Source organism: Paenibacillus rhizophilus (assembly GCF_003854965.1).
Lineage (GTDB): Bacteria > Bacillota > Bacilli > Paenibacillales > Paenibacillaceae > Paenibacillus_AQ > Paenibacillus_AQ rhizophilus.
In genome coordinates, this window is sequence record NZ_RQPI01000008.1 from 26,165 (window position 1) to 49,844 (window position 23,680).

23 protein-coding genes are annotated in these 23,680 nt (G+C 53.3%); 20 read left to right on the forward strand and 3 right to left on the reverse strand.

Features of this window, described 5'->3' with window-relative positions; all coding sequences use genetic code 11:
• The first annotated feature begins 3 nt into the window (after positions 1-3).
• The 4 genes from purD to ilvA all read left to right on the forward strand — a co-directional run bounded on the left by purD (position 4) and on the right by ilvA (position 6,910).
• Positions 4-1,278, forward strand: a complete 1,275-nt coding sequence (purD, locus tag EH198_RS14700; RefSeq protein WP_124696279.1) for a phosphoribosylamine--glycine ligase — start codon at positions 4-6, stop codon at positions 1,276-1,278.
• Positions 1,279-1,550: 272 nt separating this feature from the next.
• On the forward strand, positions 1,551-2,882 hold the full coding sequence (locus EH198_RS14705) for a tetratricopeptide repeat protein (protein WP_221621525.1): 1,332 nt from the start codon (positions 1,551-1,553) through the stop codon (positions 2,880-2,882).
• Positions 2,883-3,214: 332 nt separating this feature from the next.
• Positions 3,215-5,494: a methyl-accepting chemotaxis protein gene (locus tag EH198_RS14710; protein ID WP_185702904.1), complete on the forward strand. Its 2,280-nt coding sequence runs from the start codon at positions 3,215-3,217 to the stop codon at positions 5,492-5,494.
• 153 nt (positions 5,495-5,647) lie between these two features.
• Entirely contained in the window at positions 5,648-6,910 is a 1,263-nt protein-coding gene (ilvA, locus tag EH198_RS14715; protein WP_124696281.1) for a threonine ammonia-lyase IlvA, read from the forward strand.
• A 172-nt stretch (positions 6,911-7,082) separates the two neighbouring features.
• Here ilvA and EH198_RS24715 read toward each other — a convergent pair whose 3' ends face one another.
• The 3 genes from EH198_RS24715 to EH198_RS14725 all read right to left on the reverse strand — a co-directional run bounded on the left by EH198_RS24715 (position 7,083) and on the right by EH198_RS14725 (position 9,067).
• Positions 7,083-7,250 carry a hypothetical protein gene (locus tag EH198_RS24715; RefSeq protein ID WP_185702905.1) on the reverse strand — a complete coding sequence of 56 codons (168 nt, stop codon included), beginning with the start codon at positions 7,248-7,250 and terminating at the stop codon, positions 7,083-7,085.
• A gap of 188 nt (positions 7,251-7,438) precedes the next feature.
• On the reverse strand, positions 7,439-8,386 hold the full coding sequence (locus EH198_RS14720) for a hypothetical protein (protein WP_124696282.1): 948 nt from the start codon (positions 8,384-8,386) through the stop codon (positions 7,439-7,441).
• A gap of 33 nt (positions 8,387-8,419) precedes the next feature.
• Complete coding sequence (locus EH198_RS14725) at positions 8,420-9,067, reverse strand: DUF1129 family protein (RefSeq protein WP_185702906.1); 648 nt, start codon at positions 9,065-9,067, stop codon at positions 8,420-8,422.
• 275 nt (positions 9,068-9,342) lie between these two features.
• Between EH198_RS14725 and EH198_RS14730 the strand changes: the two genes are divergently transcribed.
• The 16 genes from EH198_RS14730 (at position 9,343) to EH198_RS14805 (ending at position 23,428) form a co-directional block, all read left to right on the forward strand.
• Entirely contained in the window at positions 9,343-9,537 is a 195-nt protein-coding gene (locus EH198_RS14730) for a hypothetical protein (RefSeq protein WP_124696284.1), read from the forward strand.
• 146 nt (positions 9,538-9,683) lie between these two features.
• Positions 9,684-9,881: a hypothetical protein gene (locus EH198_RS14735; RefSeq protein WP_124696285.1), complete on the forward strand. Its 198-nt coding sequence runs from the start codon at positions 9,684-9,686 to the stop codon at positions 9,879-9,881.
• Between the two features lie 192 nt (positions 9,882-10,073).
• Complete coding sequence (locus tag EH198_RS14740) at positions 10,074-10,904, forward strand: alpha/beta hydrolase family protein (RefSeq protein ID WP_124696286.1); 831 nt, start codon at positions 10,074-10,076, stop codon at positions 10,902-10,904.
• Between the two features lie 84 nt (positions 10,905-10,988).
• The gene (locus EH198_RS14745; protein WP_124696287.1) at positions 10,989-11,765 is read left to right on the forward strand and encodes a dioxygenase family protein; all 777 of its coding nucleotides are present in this window, start codon (positions 10,989-10,991) and stop codon (positions 11,763-11,765) included.
• A 248-nt stretch (positions 11,766-12,013) separates the two neighbouring features.
• A complete protein-coding gene (locus tag EH198_RS14750) occupies positions 12,014-12,478 on the forward strand; it encodes a hypothetical protein (protein WP_124696288.1) in 465 nt (154 codons plus the stop codon).
• Complete coding sequence (locus EH198_RS14755; RefSeq protein WP_124696289.1) at positions 12,475-13,479, forward strand: CehA/McbA family metallohydrolase; 1,005 nt, start codon at positions 12,475-12,477, stop codon at positions 13,477-13,479. The genes EH198_RS14750 and EH198_RS14755 overlap by 4 nt, the downstream gene beginning before the upstream one ends.
• A gap of 14 nt (positions 13,480-13,493) precedes the next feature.
• Complete coding sequence (locus EH198_RS14760) at positions 13,494-14,225, forward strand: glycerophosphodiester phosphodiesterase (RefSeq protein WP_124696290.1); 732 nt, start codon at positions 13,494-13,496, stop codon at positions 14,223-14,225.
• Positions 14,226-14,227: 2 nt separating this feature from the next.
• Entirely contained in the window at positions 14,228-15,229 is a 1,002-nt protein-coding gene (locus EH198_RS14765) for a LacI family DNA-binding transcriptional regulator (protein WP_124696291.1), read from the forward strand.
• 133 nt (positions 15,230-15,362) lie between these two features.
• The gene (locus EH198_RS14770; protein WP_124696292.1) at positions 15,363-16,187 is read left to right on the forward strand and encodes an ABC transporter permease; all 825 of its coding nucleotides are present in this window, start codon (positions 15,363-15,365) and stop codon (positions 16,185-16,187) included.
• Between the two features lie 48 nt (positions 16,188-16,235).
• A complete protein-coding gene (locus tag EH198_RS14775; RefSeq protein ID WP_124696293.1) occupies positions 16,236-17,273 on the forward strand; it encodes an ABC transporter ATP-binding protein in 1,038 nt (345 codons plus the stop codon).
• A 25-nt stretch (positions 17,274-17,298) separates the two neighbouring features.
• A complete protein-coding gene (locus EH198_RS14780) occupies positions 17,299-18,492 on the forward strand; it encodes an extracellular solute-binding protein (protein WP_124696294.1) in 1,194 nt (397 codons plus the stop codon).
• On the forward strand, positions 18,489-19,328 hold the full coding sequence (locus EH198_RS14785; RefSeq protein ID WP_124696295.1) for an ABC transporter permease: 840 nt from the start codon (positions 18,489-18,491) through the stop codon (positions 19,326-19,328). The genes EH198_RS14780 and EH198_RS14785 overlap by 4 nt, the downstream gene beginning before the upstream one ends.
• Positions 19,325-20,242 carry a hypothetical protein gene (locus EH198_RS14790; protein ID WP_124696296.1) on the forward strand — a complete coding sequence of 306 codons (918 nt, stop codon included), beginning with the start codon at positions 19,325-19,327 and terminating at the stop codon, positions 20,240-20,242. Before EH198_RS14785 ends, EH198_RS14790 begins: the two co-directional genes overlap by 4 nt.
• 270 nt (positions 20,243-20,512) lie before the next feature.
• A complete protein-coding gene (locus EH198_RS14795) occupies positions 20,513-21,598 on the forward strand; it encodes a DUF3048 domain-containing protein (protein ID WP_124696297.1) in 1,086 nt (361 codons plus the stop codon).
• A 212-nt stretch (positions 21,599-21,810) separates the two neighbouring features.
• On the forward strand, positions 21,811-22,425 hold the full coding sequence (locus tag EH198_RS14800; RefSeq protein WP_124696298.1) for a DUF47 domain-containing protein: 615 nt from the start codon (positions 21,811-21,813) through the stop codon (positions 22,423-22,425).
• Positions 22,426-22,438: 13 nt separating this feature from the next.
• Positions 22,439-23,428 carry an inorganic phosphate transporter gene (locus EH198_RS14805; protein ID WP_124696299.1) on the forward strand — a complete coding sequence of 330 codons (990 nt, stop codon included), beginning with the start codon at positions 22,439-22,441 and terminating at the stop codon, positions 23,426-23,428.
• Positions 23,429-23,680: the final 252 nt, after the last annotated feature.

Here is a 23,680-nt window from a genome sequence, read left to right on the forward strand (position 1 = left end):
GGTATGGATATTTTGGTGATTGGCGGCGGCGGACGGGAGCATGCAATATGCTGGAGCCTGTCCAAGAGCCCCAAAGCGGATAAAATTTACTGCGCGCCGGGCAATGCCGGGATCGCGGAGGTTGCGGAATGCGTGCCAATCGGCGTATTTGAGTTCGATAAGCTGGCCACGTTCGCCAAGGAAAAAGAGGTCGGTCTTGTCGTAGTAGGACCGGACGACCCGCTGGCTGCTGGCATTGTAGACGTTCTTGAAGGAGAAGGACTCAAGGTCTTCGGGCCGCGCAAAAACGCGGCCGAGATTGAAGGCAGCAAGGCGTTCATGAAGGACCTGCTGCATAAATATAATATACCGACTGCGGCTTACCGCAAATTCAGCGATCATGCAGAGGCGCTGACTTACCTGCGTGAGCAGCCGCTGCCGATTGTCATCAAGGCGGACGGCCTTGCGGCGGGCAAAGGCGTAACCGTTGCCTATTCCCGCGAGGAAGCGGAGCAGGCGCTGGAGGATATGATGGTATCCCGCATCTTCGGAGAGTCCGGCAGTCAGGTCGTAATCGAAGAGTTTCTGGCGGGACAGGAGATGTCGATTCTGGCCTTCGTGGATGGCGAGACGGTGCGTCCGATGCCGGCGGCGCAGGACCACAAGCCGGTCTTTGACGGCGACAAAGGTCCCAATACCGGCGGGATGGGCACCTACTCTCCGCTGCCGCATATCGATGATTCTATCATTCGTGAAGCGGTGGAGAAGATTATCGTCCCCACGGCCAAGGCCATGGTCTCCGAAGGCAGGCCTTTCCGGGGCGTCCTGTTCGCGGGATTGATGATTTCGCCGGACGGTACTCCCAAAACCGTCGAATTCAACGCCCGCTTCGGCGATCCGGAGACTCAGGTCGTCCTGCCGAGACTGAAGAGCGATCTGCTGGAGATTTTCCTGGCGGCAGTGGAAGGCCGTCTGGAGAGCTTGGATATCCAGTGGACCGATGAGGCGGCCGTCTGTGTCGTATTGGCTTCGGAAGGTTACCCGGGTTCCTATCCGAAAGGCGTGCCGATCGCCGGGCTGGACGAAGGCGGACGGGAAGGGCTCATTTTTCATGCCGGTACAGCATTTGGTCCTGACGGCGGCATCGTGACCAGCGGCGGACGGGTGCTCGGCGTTGTCGGGCTCGGTGCCGGGATCGCGGAAGCGCGGGAAGCCGCTTATGCGAAGGCGAACCGGATTTCCTTTGACGGCAAGCAGAACCGGACCGATATCGCAGCCAAAGCGTTATTAAGACAATAGTCGGATTTTAGTTCGGGAGAACCCACAATTTTTTATGTTAAATGTCCTAAAAAAGGACTGACAAGGCGTGAGAGAAGTGCTATAATACATCTCGTACGGGGGAAAATGTACGGATATATACAGAAGAAAGGGTCTTTCCGATAGCGGAGGGACCCTTTTTAAATGCCGGAAATGCTATAATATCGTCATGGACAGTCACGCGGAACGTACCTAAAGTATATGTGCGGGCTGTTTACTTTTTGGTGTGCTGCAGATTTAAGGAGGAATATGTTTTGATCAAGATCGGAAGAAACGACCTATGCCCATGCGGAAGCGGCAAAAAATATAAAAAGTGCTGTATCGGTAAAGAACGGGAAGCCGCAGTTCCCGCGCTCAGCCTGGTGGGGGCGACAGCCGAAACGACCGTGCGGGGAACGATCGCGCAGCCCCTTGTGGAGGAGCATGCCGTTTCAGAGGGGAAGACGGCATCCCAAGGGGACAAGCTGACGCTTCCCAAGCTTAGAAAATTAGTCTCGCGCGACCTGCAGTGGGAAAGCCCGGCGCATGAGCGGCTGGGACTCACGCTAATTGAGCAGATGAGATACGAATATGACAAGGAACTGATCGCGGAAGCGCTGATGCTGTGGAACGGCTACTCGCGTAAGGTGAAGCCGTTGGTGAAGAAGGAAGGCGTGTTCTGCGCGGCGATAGAATATTTGCTGTCCGAGGAATACGGCTTCATGCTGAGCCAGGCGGACTTGGCCCAGAAGTACGAGGTGGCGCCGGGTACGATTGCGCGCAGAGTCAAGGAATTGCGCGTATACGCCGAGGAACACGGCATCGGAAGCCCGGAGGAATCATTCCCTCCGGACCTGCTCATCGGAACGATGAGTGGAAGCGCTAAGGAGAAGGCGCAGCAGCTGGTTTATAAAGCGATGGAGGCGGGCAATTCGAAGAGCAGAATTCAGCTGGCCAGAGCGGCGCTTGAGCTGGATCTCGACAATCCCGGAGCTTATCTGGTGCTCGCTGAAGAGGCCGAGAACGAGCACGAAGCGCGGACACTGCTGAAATCCGGGATGGAAGCCGGCCGCCGGGAGCTGGGCGGGGAGTTTTTTGCCGAGAACAAAGGGCACTTCTGGTTGATTCAAGAGACGCGCCCTTACCTCCGCGTCTGCAAGAGCTATGCGGAATCATGCTGGTTCGGCGGAATTTCGGAGGAGGCGGCCCAAACGCTGGAGCATATGTTGGAGCTTAACCCCTTTGACAATATGGGAGCGCGCTTTTTGCTGCTTGCCGTCTACCTGTACAGTGACCGGCTGGAAAAGGCGGAGGAGCTGCTGAAAGCTTACGGCGCGGACGACGGGTCCGCTTCGTTTGCCTATGACCGGATGGTGCTCGAATTCAAACGCCATGGCGTCACCTCCCGCTTAAAAATGCTGTATCGCGTAGCAAAGGGCGTGAACAAGCATGTCCCGGATTATCTGCTTGGCGCAAAAATTCTTCCCCACAATCTGCCCGATTTTATCGGGATGGGCGATGCCAACGAAGCAATCGAGTACGTGATCATGCATTCGCGGCTGTGGGCGAGCGTACCGGAGCTGCTGAAGTGGATGCTGAAGCAGTAGAATAAGCCTTTCATTAGAGTCTTTACTCCCTGTACACAGGAGTGAAGGCTCTTTTTGATGCATAAAAGTCCGAATTTCGACATTAACATAAAGCTGACACATTTTTTGATAGAAAACCTGACATTCTCTAATTAACTCCAAAATGAAATCCGATAGCAATTATAAAGGCATTTTCTGAAATCGGACTTTCATTTCTTCACACTTTGTTCGAATGTCGTTGTTAAACGGTAAAGGAGTAAAGTGGGATTTTGTAGAAATAAGTCGAAAAAGAGATATTCTTTCTCAGAAAACAAACAAGTATGTTTATAATTTATGTTGAAGGCGGGATCATCATGGTACAAAAATTATCTCCTAATGAAAAAAACGAGTCGGCTTCCAAGCCGTTAGAGGAGAGTCACTCTGCAGACAATCGCAAACCGTGGTCAAAAGGAATGATCCCGTCAAAGCTGAAGCTTCGCTTGCCGAACAAACGGCTGCTTAAAGGGCTGTCTAAACCTATGGCGGAAGCGGCGCAGTCAGGAGAGCGTGCGGAAGAAAAGGCGGGATTCAAGAGCTTAGCCGGTAAATTACTGCACGGTTTCTCCGACATGGGGATCAGAGGCAAGTTGTTTTTGTCCGTTATCGTGTCCGTCGTTATCATTTTTACAATCATGGCATCCGTCATTTACGTCAACGCCAAGAAGGTTATCGTCAATGATTTGCGCCAATCGCTTGATTATGAAAAAGGCCAGATTGCTTCAAAGGTGAACGATCTGCTGCTGCCGGCCGGCGACAGTGTGCAGCTGCTGGGCGTCAACGCTTTTGTGAGAGACTACATCACAAGCGTACCCTCGCCGGACCAAGTCAAGACGACGGAAGGATACACCGAACTTGTTCGCACACTGAGTCTTACCAAGGGCAACAACAAGAATCTGCAGAACGTATATATCGGTCTGGATGGCGTTAACAAGGTCATAACCCAGGATGAATTCGAACCTCCGGCCGACTACAACATGAAGGAACGCGCCTGGTATGCGACAACGGTCAAGAACAACCGTCTTACGGTGACCGACCCTTATATTGACGCCGGCTCCGGCAAAATGGTCGTTACCCTTAGCGCTCCGATTTTGGACGACAACGGCAAGCTGATCGGCGTGGCGGGTGCTGATATTTCGATTGAGCAAATCACGAAGGAGCTGAAAGATTTCAACTATAATGGCAGCGGATTTGCGCTGCTGGTCAACAAGGCTGGCACCTTCATTTACCACCCGAACAGCGACTATATCCTGCTTAAGAAGATCGGGGAGCTGGGAGCGGACTGGAAAGCGGTCGGCGACAAAATGGTACAATGGGGCGCAAGTGTTATGAAGACGGATATTGACGGCCGCTCCAATTATGTTTCTTATGCTCCCGCAGTAGACCATCAATGGGCGGTAGCGCTTGTCGTGCCTTCGGGAGACGCGGAGAGCGCTCTGAACACCTTCCAGCTCATTTTTATTTTGTCCATTCTAGCTTCCATTGTCATTCTGGGCCTCTTGCTGTATTTCGTTTCCGGCAGTCTTTTGAAGCCAATTCCGGTCTTGACCTCCGCCTTCGGGGCCGCGATGAACGGGGACCTGTCGGTACGCGCCGACTTCAAGGCCATCGGAGAAATGAAGCTTCTGGCCACGGGCTTCAATGAAATGATCGCTTCCCAACAGAGAATGATCGGCGAAATCATGCGAACCTCGGACAGCATTTCTAATGCGGTGGAAAATACGGAGAAAAATATCTTCGCCCTGGACGAGAACATCGCGGACGTGTCCGCTACGACCGAAGAATTATCGGCGGGAATGCAGCAAACCGCCGCCTCCATGGAGGAAATGAATGCCAGTACGCTGGAAATCGAGAGCGCCATTAACAGCATCGCCTTGAAAGCCCAAGAGGGAGCGGAGTCGGCGAGGAATATTAATGCGCGCGCCGAGCGGCTCAAACAGTCGGCCATCGAGTCCCGCCTGGCGGCGGACCGGCTATACGGGCAGAGCGAAGAGAAGCTTCGGAATGCGATCGAGCAGTCCCGGTCGATCGAACAGATCAAGGTTCTGACGAAGGCTATACTGGAGATTTCCGCGCAGACGAACCTGCTGTCGCTGAACGCCTCCATCGAGGCGGCGCGGGCTGGAGAAGCGGGGCGGGGATTCGCCGTGGTCGCTGAGGAAATCCGCAAGCTGGCGGAAAATTCCCGGGAGGCCGTAGGAGAAATTATGCAGGTCACCGGCTCGGTTGTTACGGCGGTGGGCAGTCTCGTCGAAGGGGCGGAGGATATCCTGCAATTTGTGGACAAGCAGGTCCTGCACGATTACGACGCCATGCAGCAGACGGGCTCAATGTACAGTGAAGACGCCAAGTATGTAGAAGATCTGGTGACGGATTTCAGCGCCACTACGGAGGAACTGCTTGCCTCTATCCAAAATATGCTGAGCGCCATCAGTGAAACGACGATTGCCACGAACGAAGGCGCCGAGGGCGCGGGCAGCATTGCCGAAAGATCGGAGCGGATTATCAGCCAATCCAGCGGCATTGTTACGGAGATGGAAGAGATCCGGCAGAGCGCGTCGGCGCTGCTGAATACTGTGTCCCGTTTTAAGGCATAAACTGTAAATCATTGTGCCAGCATCGTTCGGCCCCGGCGATTACTAAACGCCGGGGCCGTTTTTGCGCCCGCAATGCTTGAAAAATTGCCGCCGGGGGAGTATGTTACAAGAAGGCTACGAAATGCTAACAAGATAGTGAAGCGAGGAGAATTCATGAAGGAAAGCGACAACCGGATCGTGGGGCTGGAAGACATCGTGCGGGCGCATCACATGCTGCGGGAAGTCATTGTCCGGACTCCGCTGCAGCGCGACGCGGTGCTGTCGGCCAAGTACGATTGCAATGTATATTTAAAGCGCGAGGACCTTCAGGTCGTGCGCTCATTCAAAATCCGCGGGGCTTACAATATGATCCGCAGCCTGTCCGAAGAGGAAAGAAACCGGGGGATCGTCTGCGCCAGCGCGGGCAATCATGCGCAGGGCGTCGCCTTCTCCTGCCGTGCGCTAGGTATTCACGGCAAAGTGTATATGCCCAGCACCACTCCCAATCAGAAGGTGAAACAGGTTCGGCGGTTCGGCGGTGATTATGTCGAAGTGGTGCTCAAGGGAGATACGTTCGACGACGCCTACGAAGAAGCGATGCAGGCCTGCGTTGAGCACGGCATGACGCTCATTCATCCGTTCGACGAGCCCAAGATCATTGCCGGCAACGGAACGATTGCGATGGAAGTGATGGAGAGTCTGAGCGAACCGGCCGATTTTGTGTTCGTGACGATCGGTGGCGGCGGGCTGGCGGCGGGCGTGGGTTCCTATGTGAAGACGGTCAGCCCTTCTACCAAGGTTATCGGCGTGGAACCGTCGGGAGCGGCCTCCATGAGCGAGGCGTTCCGGCGGGGAGAGGTCGTTACGCTGCCGGAAATCGACAAGTTCGTCGACGGCGCGGCGGTGAAGCGGGTTGGAGGACTTACGTACGATATCTGTTCCCGCGCTCTGGACGACATCGTCAAGGTGCCGGAAGGCAAGGCCTGCACGGCGATATTGGAGCTGTATAACGAGAATGCCATCGTGGTGGAGCCGGCAGGCTCGCTGCCGGTCGCGGCACTGGACCTGTACCGAGATCAGATCCGGGGCAAGACGGTCGTCTGCATCGTGAGCGGCGGCAATAATGATATCGACCGGATGCAGGAGATTAAAGAGCGCTCGCTGATCTATGAAGGATTGAAGCACTATTTTATGATCAACTTCCCCCAGCGGGCGGGCGCGCTGCGCGAATTTTTGTCAGAGGTGATCGGTCCCGAAGACGATATTACCCGGTTCGAATATACGAAGAAGAACAACAAGGAGAACGGTCCAGCCCTCGTCGGCATTGAGCTGCTGTCCAAGGAAGCCTACGAGCCTCTTCTTGAGCGGATGAAGCTTAAGGGCGTGGATTATGTCGAACTGAACAAGGACTTGAATCTGTTCAATATGCTGATCTAGTCATTAACATATGGACAAACAGCTGTAAAAACCGCGCCCGTGCGCGGTTTTTTTCTATTGGTTAAACGAATTGGATTGATAAACAGCCCCGCGGAAGGAATCCGCGGGGCTGTTCGTGCGGGTATGATTGTCGGAAAGCCCAAGGCATTCCTTCAACGATACCTGAAGGAATTTAACTCTGACGTTCCAGGCGGTCCACCCGTCGGTCAAGCCGCTGGACTTCATTTGACAACCGCTGCACTTCACGCTCCAGGCGATTTACCCGGCGTTCCAGCTCCCGATCCGGAGCGGGAGGATACGGCACAGGTCCCGGTGTCGGAACCGGAACCGGAATGTCCATTTCAACAACCGCAACATCAGGATCGATAATCCCGATTGCACAATGTCAACCATTTTTGTGGAGCTTAGTCACGACAAGAAAAGAGAAACCGAGAAGAAACTTCAGGGGCTGTAAAGCCTATTCAGGCAGCTTTGTATTTATCGTCCCAATGCCGGTTTCGAAGAGGGGAACGATTGCCGATAGGCGGACTACTCCTGAGGCGGCGCCGCCTGCCTGCGGTATAGCTCGATTTCATCGGTCAGCTTGTAGTCATGCTCCTTCGCCAGCTTCATGAAGCCGTCCAGCTTCTCCAGATAAGCGCTTTTGCCGGTGCTCTTGGCCAGAATCGCGCCGTAGGCTTTCTGTGCCTCCAGATCCATTTCCAGATTATCGTAATGAAACAGCGGCGTGTTGTTCAGGCCATAGAACGTATCGGTCTCGTACATCCGGTACAGCTGTTTTACGATCCCCAAACGGTTGGACCGGGGATAGGCGGACAGAAAGGATTCCTGAGCCAGCGCTCGGGACGCCACCTCCGTCCAGGCAATCACAAGACCATTATCCTTGCTGGACGGGAAATTTGATTCGACAGCCATAATGGAAATATAATCGCGGATGTCACCTGTGACATACAACTTGTATTTCCGATAAGCGTCATAATCGATAACCGGGAAGAACGAACCCTCGGCGGTCTCCAGCTTGTATCCGCATGCGGCGGCCCGCCGCAGCATCAGACTCAGATTCACATTCTTCGTCTTGTCCGCCAGCTGCGCCAAACTGTCTCCAGGCTCATAAATGTCTATGAGCTTGCGCTGAACTGCGGAATTGTAAAATTTATCATCCCAAGCTGGCAGCGCCGTCTTTTGGACATTTTCAAGCATTAGTGTCATCATGGTGGCGCGGTAAGTCCCGACTCCGTACATATTGGCGTTCAGGTACGAAATGGCCTCAGGCAGCTTGTTCGGGGACAGGAGGAGCGGCAGCGACGCTTTGTAGACGGCTTCCGCATGGCTTGTGCCCGCCGTAATGGACGCCGCCGCGGATGTTCCCGCAGAGGAAGAGCCGGCGCCAAAGACGGAGACCGGTTCGGCTATGATGAACTGCAGTGTAAGGACGGATGCGAGAGCAGCCGTCAAAATGGAATGTTTCTTTGTCAATTGAACTCCTCCAGTCTATGCATGAGGCAGAGGTTACTTGCGGCGGAACAACAGTCTCTGGCCGATCAGCCCTGCCGCGAATACAATCAGACTGACCCACGGGGACAGGGTGAACGCCGGCAGCCATTTGCCGAGAAGGAGACCGGCGGTAACGATGATAACGGCGACGGCGACATAGGTGCCGAGAGACTTCAAATCGAATTTTCCGGCCTTGGGCGCGTCGTCTTCCGACAAGGAACCGAGCCATTTCATAATCAGTCCTACAAAAATAATCGATCCCAAGCCGACGCTGATTAGCGTAAACAGGCCGATTTGTCCGAACATGCCGGCGGTTCCCGTAATCCATAGGGAGAGCAGGCCGCCGGCCGCAAGAACCCCGAACAGCCAGGTCAGGGCAACCCAGGGAATCATCAGCACTATCTTTTGCCTGCTAAACACAGGGCGTTCGGGTGTTTCATCCATGATCGCTTTAAAATATTCTTCGGGTTTGTCCCCGAATACCTGCTTCGCGTTTTTCCCCCTGGCCTGGGCTTTGAGCATGGTATGGGCGGCTTCCAGCAGAAGCTCTTCCGTGCGCAGCTTGTTGATCCGGCTTGCCCGCAGCGCGATAATCATATCCTCCATATAGGAGCGGTTGAAGGGCGTCATCTGTTCCCGCAAACGGTTATTTTCTTTAATCATATCTTTCACTTTCATGCTCTTAACGCCAACCTCCGTGTGATGAATCGGTTTGTCTCCACTACCCAAAGTATACGGCCCCGCCGGCGGACAGTGCAAGGATATGCGCTTTGCGGCCGCTTCCGCGCCTCAGCTCCAGGCTTCGTCCATCAATCAACGGAGCGGGCATTGCTGCAAGCGCCGGTCTCCTGCGTGTATAAGTGTATAAACGCATCTGAACGGTTAACACTGATAGGACGCCGCGTTAGGCGGCGATAACGGCAAAAGGATGATGCTTTATGGAGCCCGTGAATCCAAGCGGCATGGAAGAGAATGCAGAGAGCGGAACCGCGCCCCGGAACGGTATCACCGATTGGGGAGGCTCGGACGGGTTCAGTCTATTGAACTCAGCCGCCGACGCTCCGAGGGAGAAGCTGCAGAGCCCGGAAGCCGGACAAGAGACCGGCGATGCCTCCGACAGCGGCTATGAATAATCAGCATTAAGCTGAAACCTTTGTTCCCTTTGGACAAAACGGTTGTTTGCGATATTTTGCCCATGAATAGTCTCTCCTTAAAGAGCGCACACTGACTGTTGAACGGCCCCTGAGAGGGTTCGCTCAAAAGAAAGGCGGGATGAAACGTGGAACAACGGCGTGACAAGGCGGGGAGTGAGCAGCCGAAGAACCCTGCCGAAGAAATGTCGGTCGGTCATGCGGAATTGCCCGAGGAGTGCTCAGCCAGCTTATGGGAATGCGCCCCCGGCGCTCCTGAGGAGTGGCTGAAGAGCTGGGAAGGCAGACAAGAAACGCACGACATGTTCAAATACAGCTACGAATAGCTGGCCGTTTAAGGACGGACGTCCCGTGAAGACCCTTTTTGTCCTTCAGGATAAAAGGGGTCTTTTCTATTGACAACAGCAGGATGCAGGGGGTAAGATGAGTATATATAATTCATACTAAGTTAATCGGATTTATATGAAATTGAATATACAATGAAACTTGGAATAAACAATGTACAGGGAGGATTCTGTATGGAACGGGCTATCGTCATCAGACATAATCAAGAGGAGCTGACCGCCAGCATCCACTATCCGTCAAAGGTGCAGGGAGCGACCGGACGCTGTAAGGACCGGGTCCCGCTCGCCGTCATCTGCCACGGGTTCGTCGGCAGCCGTATCGGTGTGGACCGTCTGTTCGTCAAGGCCGCCCGCGAGCTGGCGAAGGACGGCTATATGGTGATCCGCTTTGATTATATCGGCTGCGGTGAAAGCAGCGGCAGCTACGGCAGCGAAAGTCTTGAATCCATGATCGCGCAGACTCGGACTGTGCTTGACTACGGCCTGAGCTGCACCGATGTCGATCCGACTCGTGTGACGCTGATCGGGCACAGCCTGGGCGGAGCGGTAGCCCTGCTGACGGGAGTCCGCGACCGCCGGGTGAAGACTCTGGTGATGTGGTCGGCGGTCGGGTATCCGTTCAATGATATCGTCAAAATCGTCGGGCGCGAGGCGTACGACATGGCGGTGAAGACGGGCTCGGCGGATCATGCGGGCTATGCCTTCACCCCCGTATACTTCAATTCGCTGGCCGAATTTCAGCCTTTTCAGGAAGCCGACAAATTCAGCGGCGATGTGCTTCTGGTCCACGGTACCTCCGACGAAGTCATCCCGGTAGATTATGCCTTCCTGTATCAGAAGCTGTTCTGGAAACGTCCGGAAGGCCGCTGCGACAAGGAGATCGTATTCCAGGCCAATCACACGTTCTCCTCGGGCGACGCGCAGTCCCAGGTCATCCGAACGACGCGGGAGTGGATGAACCGGCAGGAGCAAATCCAGCAGGAATGGCAGAACTGGATGATATAGGGCAGGGCGGTGCGCTCGCAATAGCGGGCAAGAAGCGGTAAAATAAAGATGCAGACCACATACTGGTTACGGAGGTAGGCATCGATGAAAATGCCGGCATTTTTTATCGCGCACGGTTCCCCGCTGCTCGCCCTCGAGGATAACGAATATACCCGCTTTCTGGAGCGGCTCGGCGCAGATTTACCCAGGCCCCGGGCTATTGTCGTCTTCTCGGCGCATTGGGAGAGTCCGCAGCAGTTGCTTACGGTCGACGAGCGTTACGAAACGCAGCATGATTTCTACGGCTTTCCGGAAGATATGTACCGGCTGACTTATCCTGCTCCGGGAGATCCCGAGCTGAGCCTGCGGATTCGTGAGTTGTTCACGAGCCATAACCTGCCTCACCAGCCTGTGTTGGGCAGGGGGCTTGATCATGGGGTCTGGGTAATTTTGAAGAAAATGTTCCCGCAGGCCGATATTCCGGTTATCGCGCTGTCCGTCGATTCCCTGCGCTCCCCGAAGGAGCAGTATGAGATTGGACGAATGCTCTCGCCTCTACGAGAGGAAGGCGTGCTGTTCATCGGCAGCGGAGGTCTCGTCCATAATCTTCGGCTGCTTATCAACAGCGATCAGCCCGAAGATTGGGCGCTGAAATTCGACGCCTGGATTGCGGAGGCGCTGGAATCCCGGAATCTTCAGGAACTGTTCAATTACGACCAGAAGGCGCCGCACGCTAGGGAAGCAGTCCCATCTTACGGCAAAGAGCATTTTGTCCCGCTGTTCTACGTTTTGGGAACGGCGGCCAAAGGCACGAAGGCGCAGCGGATGTTTCAGGCATACCAATACGGAACACTTAGCCTGAACTGCTGGAAATTCGAATAATATAATAAATGATCGAAAGCTATGCTAAACAGTAACCCGTAAGATGAACACTTGAAAAAGTGATCCGCTTACGGTTTTTTTTGTTGCGGATTATCAGCAATGGTTCCGTTCTCTATCCGGTTTATGGAATACTTTACCTCCACAGCTTTACAAAGCTTGAAGCCCCCGTTAATCCCCGGTAAATAATCCGACGTTAAAGTTGGTTTTGTGGGACCGATCCCACGTTATTTCATAAAAGGAGGCCTATGATGCTGCTGAACGTGAGCGGACAGCTTGCTCCTATTGATTCCAAACGTCATATCACACATCAATTTCGGTTGGACAAGCCTGCCGCCGCCATCCAAATTCGGTTTGCCTACGGGCCCAAGCTGCTGGAGGACGACGGACAGGCCAAGGAGTTAATTATGATATCCATAGGTTCATACATTGCTCCTGAGCAACAGAGCCCGGTTCGGGAAGGCTGGAGACGATATTTACCGCTTAAAAATCTCCTTACCTTGTCGATAGACGATCCTGACGGATATAGAGGCGCGTGCCACAGACATGATGCGGAGCAGAACCTTTTCCTGTCGGAACAGGAAGCGTCCGATGGACTATTATCCGGGAAATTGGCTTTAGGAGAGTGGAGCGTTACGATCAGCGTTCACTCCGTCGTAACGGAACATTGCTCTTATGAATTGTCAATTTGGACGGAGGAGGCGGATACGGCATGAGATGGCTGGCTTCCGAACTTCATACACATACCTTTCACAGCGACGGCAGACAAACACTGCGGAAACTGGCTTCAGGTGCGGCGAAGCTGGGTTTCGACTGCATCGCGCTTACCGATCATAATACGATGTCGGGGCTTGGAGACAGTGAGCTAATCGAGCGGGAAACGGGTGTCGTCATCATACCGGGCATGGAGTGGACAACATTCTACGGGCATATGGTAACGATCGGCCTGCAGGATTTTGTAGATTGGCGCAAGACGGGACAATCTGAGATTCACGAAGGAATCTCCATGGTTCACGGGCGGGGCGGGCTTGCCGGAATGGCGCATCCCTTTCGGATCGGAAGTCCCGTCTGTACCGGTTGTTACTGGGAATATGAAATCAAAGATTGGAACGACCTTGATTACATCGAAGTGTGGTCGGGAACATTCGCATCCGTCAAGCCCGAGAATCGGCGGGCCTTCGCTTTGTGGACGGACCGGCTGAACGCCGGCATTCGCATCGCAGCTACATCCGGACGGGATTGGCATGAGCAGGCGAACACGGACGAGCCTCTCTCGGTCACTTATCTGGGACTGGACGACGAGCCGGGAACTATCTCGCAAAAAGCGGTTCGGGCGCTTGCGCAGGGGAGGGTCTCCGTAACGGTCGGTCCGCTGGTAACGATGGAGGCAGAGGCCGCCGGCGCATTGTATGGCATCGGCGAATCCGTCACCGTGCAAAATGGAGCCGACTTAATCCAGCTCCATGTGAAGATCGATTTTTCCGTTAGGCAAACGCTCTGGGAACTGCCGAAACAGGATTTTACGTTAAAGATTACGGGTATTTCGGGCACACTCGCACAATGCGCTGCAGGTTTCGCCGATCAGCTCTACGGGTTCAGCATCCCGGCATACGGGTTGATCTGGGCGAGGGCCGAATTATGGGGAGTTGTAAAAGGCGTGCGAACGATGGTCGCTTTTACGAATGCCATCTATTTTGAACCCGTCGCTACTGAATAAGGGGGAATAAAAGAGTGAATGCTGTTCCGCTTATTACCGCTCATACCGGATGTATGAATACGCCCGATAACACTCTGCTCTCGATCGAGACGGGTCTTGCGAACGGGGCGGATATTATTGAAGATGACATTCGGGTTACCCGCGACGGCATACCCGTGCTCAGCCATGATGATGCGGTCCGTCTCTCGAACGGGTCCATGGCCAGCCTTTCCCAAATGACGATTTCGGAGCTGAATGAGAGTCTTTCCATTCCGATCGTCAAGCTGGAGCAGGCTTTGCATTTGGTGCGGTGCGCAGGGAAGAAGATGAATCTCGACTTGAAGACGGATGACTGCATTGAGCCGGTATCCGAATTGGCCCAGAAGCTCGGCATGCTGGACCGCATATTTCTGTCAGGCTGCGAAGCGGACAGGGCCCTCAAAGTCAGGCATAGCAACTCAAGGCTGCGCAAGCTTCTCAATGTGAATGCCGGTCTGTTTCTCAAAGAGAGCTATTCGAAAGCCGTCTTGCAAACACTTCAAGATGCTGAAAGCGCCGGCTGCTTCGGAATTAATGTACCGTACCGTTTAGTCGAACCGTATCTGCTGGAGAAGGCGGCTGAGCATTATTTTCAAATCTACATCTGGACTGTGGATCGGGAAGAAGAGATGAGATTATACGCGGGTATGGGCGTACATTCCATCACTACAAGAAATGTTGCCGACCTCGTCCGGGTTAAAAAGGAAATGTTGGCGGAAGGAAGTTGAGTGTGGGCTATAACATAAAAGAAATCGCCTCATTGGCAGGCGTCTCCAAATCGACTGTTTCCAGAGTGATTTCGGGCTCCGGCTATGCCAGTCAGGCAGCGCGCGAACGCGTGATGAAGGTGATCGAAACACTGCAATACAAGCCGAGCGCGGTGGCGAGAGCGATGGTCGCGCAGCGGACGCACAATATCGGCGTTATCATTTTCCGGGAGCAGCAGCCGGTCGTATCTCATCCTCTGTACGGCAAAATTGTTGACGCCATCCTGATGGCCGCAGGGGCAAAGGGCTATTCCGTGTTCCTTACCACTGACCATGAGATGTCGCTGCGTTCTACCGATTTTATGCTGGAAAAGCGGGTTGACGGATTGATTCTGATCAGCCGGCTTCGTCAAAATGTCATTGATTACGTGAAATCATTCAATATTCCGTATTTGATGGTCAACGGATCGACAGACGATCCGGAAGTCGTTCAGATCGTAAGCAAGGACGAAGAAGGAGGGGAGCGCGCCGCCTCTTACCTGAACCAGCTCGGGCATCGTCAGATCTTTGTAATCGCAGGTCCGCAGGAGCACAGAAGCCATAATTTACGCCTGAAAGGCTTTTGCAGCAGTATGGAAAGATTGGGAAACAGCGGAGGACTGACTGTAGTATCCTCGCCGGAATCCAGCTTTGATATGGGCTACCGGGTCATGCTGGAGCATTGGGACTTTTTCAAGCAGGGTGCCTTTACGTCTTTATTCGCAACGAACGACATGCTCGCTCTCGGAGCAATGAAGCTTCTGGCCGAGAGATCGGTCCGGGTACCTGAGCAAATCGCAGTTATGGGCTTTGACGATATCGATTTCGCCTCCATGTACTCTCCTTCGCTCACAACCGTGAGGGTCGAGAAGGAGAAAATGGGACATGATGCGATATGGATGCTGGACCGGTTGATCCGGAGGGAAGACAGCCTCCCCAAGCTGAACGAGTATGCGAGCGAACTGATTATCCGCCAGTCTACCTGAAGCCGCATATACTTTACCGTTCAAGTAATTTCAGATAATACTGTTCAAATACTTAGATTTTAAAATAAAGATAGTGATATGGGAACGGTCTCACAATTGAGGCAGTTATCCCGGAGAGGAGCTTTACAGGCGCATGAGTTGGTATTTCAGAGCAATCGGTTTTCGGAAAATATTCGAGTTCCTGCTGCTTGTCGCTTTTGTTGTGTTCTTTGTCGGCCCGCTCTTGAATCTTGCCGTGCTTGCTTTCAGCAGCAAGTGGAACTATCCCGACCTGCTGCCGCGGCAGTGGTCCTTGCAGTGGTGGCATTTCGTACTCCAGGAGGAGGATATCGCCAAATCCATCGGACTTTCGTTTCTGATCGCCGGGTTGGTCACTGTATTGTCCATCGTGCTTTGCATCCCGGCCGCTTATGCCTTTGCCCGGATCCGGTTTCCGCTCAGCCGCTTCTTTCTGTTTTCCTTTCTGCTTACGCACGCTTTTCCGAAAATGGGGCTGTATGTCTCGATTGCCGTCCTCTTTTATAAACTGGGGCTGATGAATACGCTGCTCGGCGTAGTTCTGGTTCATATGATTAACGTTCTGATGTTTATGACCTGGATTCCGACAGCCGCCTTCCGCAATGTTCACACCGCCCAGGAAGAATCGGCGAGGGATGTGGGGGCTACGCCGTTCCGCGTATTCCGCAGCATTACGCTGCCGATGGCGATGCCGGGTATTCTGGTCGCTTCCATCTTCACCTTTCTGAACTCTTTGGATGAAGCCCAGGGCACTTTCCTGGTTGGAATTCCCGATTTCAAGACGATGCCTATCGTCATGTACTCAATAATCGCCGATTTCCCAAGCAGCGCCGGCGCCGTATTCTCAATTATTCTTACCGCACCGACCATTATTCTGCTGCTGGCGGCCCAGCGTTTTGTCAGCGCGGATATTATGGCCAGCGGTTTCCAGGTTAAATAACCGTCCCGGACAATAACCGGATCAATTTCCGGATCATGGAGGATTTTCATGAGTGTACAGCTTTCGATTCGCAATTTGACCAAACGTTACAAGACGGGTGAGGGCGTAACCGATATTTCGCTCGATGTTAAAAAAGGTGAATTGGTCACCCTGTTAGGCCCTTCCGGCTGCGGCAAAACAACGGTGCTGAGAAGCATCGGCGGCTTTCTTGAGCCTGATTCGGGCGAGATTATGATCGCAAGCCGGAATGTCGTCAAGCTCCCGCCGGAGAAACGGCCGACCTCAATGGTCTTTCAGGGGTACAATCTGTGGCCGCATATGTCCATCTATGAAAATCTGGCGTTCGGGCTCAAAATCCGCAAGACGCCGAAGTCGGAAATCAAGAGCGCCGTTGAGGAGGCGCTTCGGCTTGTGCGGCTGCCCGGCGTGGAGAAGAAATTCCCCAGCCAGCTTTCGGGCGGGCAGCAGCAGCGGATCGCCGTCGCCAGATCCCTTTTGCTGAAACCGGAGGTACTGCTGCTGGACGAGCCTTTCTCCGCGCTTGACGCCAAGCTTCGTCACGAGATGAGGGAAGAGCTTCGCGAGATTCAGACGGAGACCGGCCTGACGATGGTGTTCGTCACCCATGACCAGGAGGAAGCTCTTTCCCTTTCCGACCGGATCATCGTGATGAACCAGGGGAATATCGAGCAGATCGCGGCGCCTCAGGATATTTACGATTCGCCGGATACGCTGTTTGTCGCCCAGTTTATCGGCAAAATGAACTTTTTGAAGGGGGTGGTGGAAGAGGACAAGCTGCGAGTGGGAAGTCTGGTCTTTCCGAATACGAAACGTCTTGAGGGGTCGATCGTCATCGCCGTCAGGCCGGAAGATGTCATGATAGTTGCGGATTCCGGAGAAGGAGACGGCTTGCATGGAACAATCAAACAAATGATGGTGCTCGGCCATTATGCCGAGGTGTCGGTTGAACTTGACGGGCACGGCACCATTCGGGCGTTTCAGCCGAGAGATAGGGTGAAGGAACTTTCAATGGGTCAGCGTGTGACCGTCGCTTTTGCCAAAGTGATCGCTTATCCGAACAAGTAAGAACAAACTAAGGAGGAAATTTTACATGTTTCGTATGAAAAAACGTTTCACCATGCTGTCGGCGCTGGCATTGTCTTTCTCGATTCTGGCAGGCTGCGGCAGTGCGGCGAATAACAATTCAGCGAGCTCCGCCGCCAATACCAGTTCCGATTCCACGACAGCGAGCAATTCCGCCTCTTCCAGCACACCGGTCGAAATTCAATTTTATTTTACAGGTTCCCAGAACGTAAAGAGCTTGTGGGATGAACTCACGCCCATGTTCGAAGAAAAAAATCCGGACGTTAAGGTGAAGCTCGTGTACATTCCTTCCGGGACCGGCGCCCAACCGACCTATGACCGTATTATGGCCGCCAAGCAAGCAGGCAAGGGATCGGGCGATATTGACCTCTATGAAGACGGTCTGCCCTTCGTCACCCAAGGCCAGAAAGACGATCTCTGGGATACACTGAGCACAAGCTCCGTTCCAAATCTCGCAAAAGTAGATTCAAAAACGATGGAAGATGTCGCGAACCTGGCGGTGCCTTACCGCTCGTCCGCCGTCGTGCTTGCTTATAACAGTGAGAAGGTGACTACGCCTCCGCGCACGCTGGACGAGGTGTTCGACTGGATTCGCCAGCATCCCGAGCGGTTTGCTTATAACGACCCTTCCACCGGGGGCTCCGGCAACTCCTTCGTAACGACGACCCTTTATAAAGATTTGCCTGAAGATGCGATTCATAGCGACGATCCAGCCATTGAGAAGGATTGGGCCAAAGGCTTCGCGACGCTGAAGGAACTCGGCCCTTACCTGTACGGAAAAGGCATCTACCCGAAAAAGAATCAAGGTACGCTTGATCTGCTGACGAGCGGAGAGGTCGACATGATCCCCGCCTGGTCCGACATGGTGCTTGAACAGCTGGATAAAGGCCAACTGCCGGCAACGACCAAAATGCAGCAAATTACGCCTGGCTTCAACGGCGGACCGACCTATCTGATGGTGCCGAAGCTGTCCGAGAAGAAAGAAGCCGTCTATAAATTCCTGGACTTCGTCCTGTCGCCAGAAGCGCAAGCTGTCATGGTGAAGACGATGCACGGCTTCCCGGGAATCGAGCTGACGAGCATGCCGCAGGACATTCAGGATTCTTTTAAAGGCGTTTCGGAAGGCTTCCGTAATTTCAACGTCGGTGAATTGAGCAAAGAGATCAACAAACGCTGGCAGAGCGACGTGGCAGCCCAATGAGGAAAGAAGTGAAAATGGGGATATTCGGACTTTGTCTGGTTATCCCCTCCTTTCTCTTGCTGTCGGTGATCGTAGTCATTCCGATTATTTTGTCTTTTATAGAAAGCCTCCGGGATGAATTCGGCGGGTATGGTCTCAGCCGCTATGTGTATTTGTTCACCGACGAGGGGATGCGCGCGAATATCGTGTTTACCCTTCAGGTGACGATTGTTTCCTGTGTGATTGTGCTGGCTGTCAGCTACGCATTAGCGGTATACATGCGCTTCAGTACCGGCAGGCTGGTCGATTTAATCCGCAAAACCTACATGATTCCGATATTTATTCCAGGGGTTATTGCGACCTACGGACTGATCAACCTGCTGGGGAACCACGGCTGGCTGTCCCGATGGCTGCTGTTGTTTGGGGGAACGCTTCCGCGGATTATTTTTGATCAAAAGGGCATTATCATTGCGAATCTCTGGTTCAATATCCCGTTTACGACAATGCTGCTCAGTTCGGCGCTGGCGGGAATTCCGAACGCGGTCATTGAGAGCGCCAAAGATATCGGGGCCGGCCGGTTGCGCATCTTTTTCCGTATCGTTCTGCCGTTATCGTACAAAACGTTTCTCGTTGCGGTCACCTTCGTATTCATGGGTGTCATCGGTTCGTTTACCGCGCCGTTTCTGGTCGGCCCGAATGCTCCCCAAATGCTAGGCGTTTCGATGGAGCAGGTATTCAGCGTCTTCCAGGAGCGCGAACAGGCTGCGGCGATTTCCTTCTTTACGTTCCTGCTGTGCTCGCTGCTCGGGTACTTCTATATCCGTTCAATGGTTAAAGAAGAGACGGCTAAGGCATGATTGAAATCTATACGCATGAATGGAAGACGGTTAGCGCGAGATTAGCCGAGGCGATGCGGGACGGGAAAATCTCAGTCGAAGAAACATGCGCGGCCATTATTCCTGTGCTCGATTTGCTGCGCAAGGTATTTCCTGATGAAGCCGAATTTCCGGCAAGGCAGGGAGAATATTATCATCTGGACAGTCAGCTCCGACGGGCGGGGCAGGCCTATCGCATGGCGCTGGAGCTTGATCCCCCTCTTACGCTTACGGAACAGGAAGCCGCCGCTATCCGCCGCCATTGCCCGCTGCTGCTCACAACACAGGCGGAATGCTTTCCCCTGAAGGATGTCGCAGCGGTCCATCATCCGACGCGGCCGCTCATCGGCTATCACTTGTTCTGGGAGGATGATTTCGACTTTCCGGATGATTATGAGCCCTGCGACCACGAGGAGATATGGGTGGAGTACGATCCTGAAGAGAAGACGGTCACCGGGGTTATGACGTTCTTTCACAGCTCGGTGATCTCCTCGGAGGAGGCAGTTCTGGAAGCAAGGGACAATGGGGAGCGGCCTCTTGTCCGAATCGAGTGGGGGAAACACGGGTCGCTGCTTAAAGGTTGGGAAAACATCCACATCCCCCTGAAGAACATGACCATGCAGGATTGGATGAGGCAAACGTACGAGCATGTGAAGGCGGGCGGACGCCTGCCGCAGCATCCGCTGAAGCGCTTTTGGCCTCGGGGGTTCGAAGGCTCCTACGAGTCTTACATCGACTTTTCGGTCGCGATCGATCCGCTCTTTTATTTGGAGCGTAAGCCGCTAATGTTCAAGTCGCTGTTTGCGAATGCGATTTTGTTCACACACGCCATTCCCTACAATTTTCACCCGAAAATGGAATGGCCGGACCGGTTTACCCGGGCATTGCTTGATTAGGGAACTATCGCACTTTCACTTGTACAGGCACTGCCGTGCCCGCCCGCAGACGATGCTATTCAGGCATCGCGGGAGGATGACGGCAGTGCCTGTTTACTGTCGAATGAAATGATACAGTTGTTTGTTTGAAACGGTTGTTGTTATACCCTGGTCTGTTCTATTATAGGGGGGGCCCCGCAAAGTACCGGAGTATTCTACATAGCCAGTTCTTCACATTGGGGATTTAAATGAAGGACAGGCATGACTTGAATAAGGAGGAACGACCCTTTTATGATCAATCGTACGAATTCCCTGCTGCTCGGCAGCATTCTTCTGGCTTCGCTTCTGCTCTCCGCCTGCGGTCCGCAGGATGAAGGAGGCAGCGTTCTCCCTACGGCTGAACCTGCCATCGCCACTCCGCAGCAGACCGCTTCGGCCGAGCCGTCGCCCGCCATTGAACCGTCAACTGTGGCCCTGTCAGGACTCACCGGACTTCCCGTAACCGAAGCGCCGCTTCCCCGGCCGCTTGCCGTGATGATCAACAACGCTCCGCCCGCCCGTCCCCAATCGGGACTGACCCGGGCCGACATCTTGTACGAGGTACTGGCCGAGGGGGGCATAACGCGGCTGATCGCGATTTATCAGAGCCAATCGGCAATAGATAAAATCGGTCCGGTCCGCAGCATTCGTCCGTATTTGATCGATATCGGCGAGTCTTACGGCGGCGTTACCGTACATGCCGGCGGCAGTCCGGCCGCTTATGCCATTTTGCAAAGCGGGAAGAAGGACGATATGGACGAGATCGGCCGGGCCGGCGCCTATTTCTGGCGGGACAAGGACCGTAAGGCGCCCCATAATCTGTACACGAGCGAAGAGAAGCTCCGGAAGGGAGCGGAGAAGCTCGGATACGCCGGAGCGGTGAATGTTCCCGACTATACGTTTACTGATCCGGATTATGTGCCGGTAGGCGGAGAAGCCGCCGCCGGTTTCAATGTGCATTTTCTGCTCAAAAGCTATGCGGTCGATTACAAGTACGATTCCGCTTCGCGCACCTATGCAAGATGGGTTAACGGGAAGCCGCATCTGGACCGGGATAACGGCCTGCCGGTTGAAGCCGCCAACGTGATCGTTATGGGCGCCGACCATACCGTGCTTGACAATGCCGGCCGGCTGTCCATCAATCTGGAATTGGGCGGGGAGGCGCTGCTGTTTCAGCGGGGCCAAGTCATCCAGGGAAGATGGGCCCGCAAAGCCGGAGATGTCGTCCGCTTTGTACAGGACGGGAAGGAAGCGGCGATGTATCCGGGGATCACCCATATTTTAATTGTGCCCAATACCCCGACCTTTGACAGCCACGTGTCGATTACGGCCTCCTAGTGCCCATTTCATTCCAGACATTCCGAAGATAGCGCATTCTTTCGTAACATTCGACAAACTATTACCTGCGATGTAAAAAAGTTCGGTGGTTTTGCTATCTATCCTTCCTGACGATATGTTAAGATAACAAAGGTCGTCATTCAATTTAATACTGCGTTTACATATGAATGCTACCGCCGTTCCAAGGAACTTTATGTAAAGGAGTTTATAATATGAAGTTGAGAAAAAAGGACATCTTCTTCGAGACGCTTGAAAATATGGCCGACACGATCGTACAGGCTGCCGATTACTTTGCCCAGCACCTTTCCGATCTGAGCGATCTGGAGCTGTTTGCCGGAGAGATGAAGAAATACGAATCCCAGTGCGACACCTATACGCATACGGTGATCAAAGAGCTGAACAAGACGTTCATCACCCCGCTGGAGCGTGACGATATTATGGCGCTGATCACGAGCATGGACGATGTCATCGACGGACTTGATTCTTCCGCTACCCGTTTCTATATGTACAATATGACCGTGACTGACGAGTATATCAGCCAGTTCGCCGAAATTTTGCGTCAATGCGCCTACGAAATTCAAAAAGCCGTTCATCTGCTGTCCCAGAAGAAATTGCTGGCCATCCGCGAACATACTATCCGGCTGAACGATTTGGAGAACCAGGGCGATGAGGTGCTGCGCCATTGCACGAAGGCATTGTTCGAGCAGGTCAAGGACCCCATTGAACTGATCAAGCGCAAGGAGCTCTATGAACGGCTCGAGACGACTACGGATAAATGCGAAGACGTAGCGAACATGCTGGAATCAATTATTATGCGCAACTCATAAGGGGCAAGTTACTATGGATACTTCTTTATTGGTGCTAGGCATTGTAATATTTCTCGCACTCGCCTTTGATTTTATCAACGGTTTCCATGATACGGCCAACGCGATAGCAACCTCGGTCTCGACCCGGGCGCTTCCGCCGCGTACGGCGATTATTATGGCGGCATGCATGAATTTTCTCGGAGCGATTATTTTTACCGGCGTAGCCAAAAGAATCGGCGGTAGTGTAACTGATCCGACGAAGCTGGATAACGGGATCGAGATCGTCATCGCGACGCTTGTGGCTGCGATTATCTGGAACCTCTTAACCTGGTGGTTCGGGATTCCTTCGTCCTCTTCCCATGCGCTGATCGGAGCGCTTGCTGGAGCGGTCTACATAGGGGCGGGCCCGGATCATATCAAATGGAGCGGCTTTACGGAAATTGTGGAGGGGCTGATTTTTTCCCCGATTATCGCTTTCGTCATTGGATATATAGTCATGACCATACTCAAATGGATATTTGCAAAGCGAAGTCCGCACACCGTCAACAAAGGCTTCCGTACGATGCAGATTTTGACTGCCGCATTCCAGTCCTTCACTCACGGGACGAATGATGCGCAGAAGGCCATGGGGATCATTACGTTTGCGCTTGTGACCTCCGGCCGTCTGGATACGATGGAAGTACCCCTTTGGGTAAAAATTTCGGCGGCGACCGCCATGGCGCTTGGCACCTCGATCGGCGGCTGGAAGATTATCAAGACGATGGGCACGAAGATTTTTAAAATCGAACCGATCAACGGATTCGCCGCCGATATATCGGCCGCTTCCGTTATTTTCTCGGCGACCCTGCTGCATTTACCGGTGAGTACGACCCACGCGATTACATCCGCGATTCTCGGCGTCGGCTCGGCGAAGCGCTTTTCCGCGGTCAAATGGGGTGTGGCGGGCCGGATTATCGTCACCTGGTTTATTACGATACCGATCAGCGCCGTGCTGGCGGGCATTATTTTCAAAATTCTGTTTTAATTTATAAAATGGCAGGCATAGAGCCGGATCGACAACGTCGATTCGGTTTTTTTATTAGAAAGTGAAATCAAGAGACTATGTCATAAAAAGTTACAGCAATCCGATAAAAAACATTAATCATTAGAGAAAGAAAATTAAATATCGCACAGTCTGCAAAGGAAATTGCGGTTTTTATGCGAAAGTAACTGTAGGAATTTGTAGTTTTTTATAGTCGTTACAGTAAGGTTGTTTTCAAGTGTTACCATAGCTGAC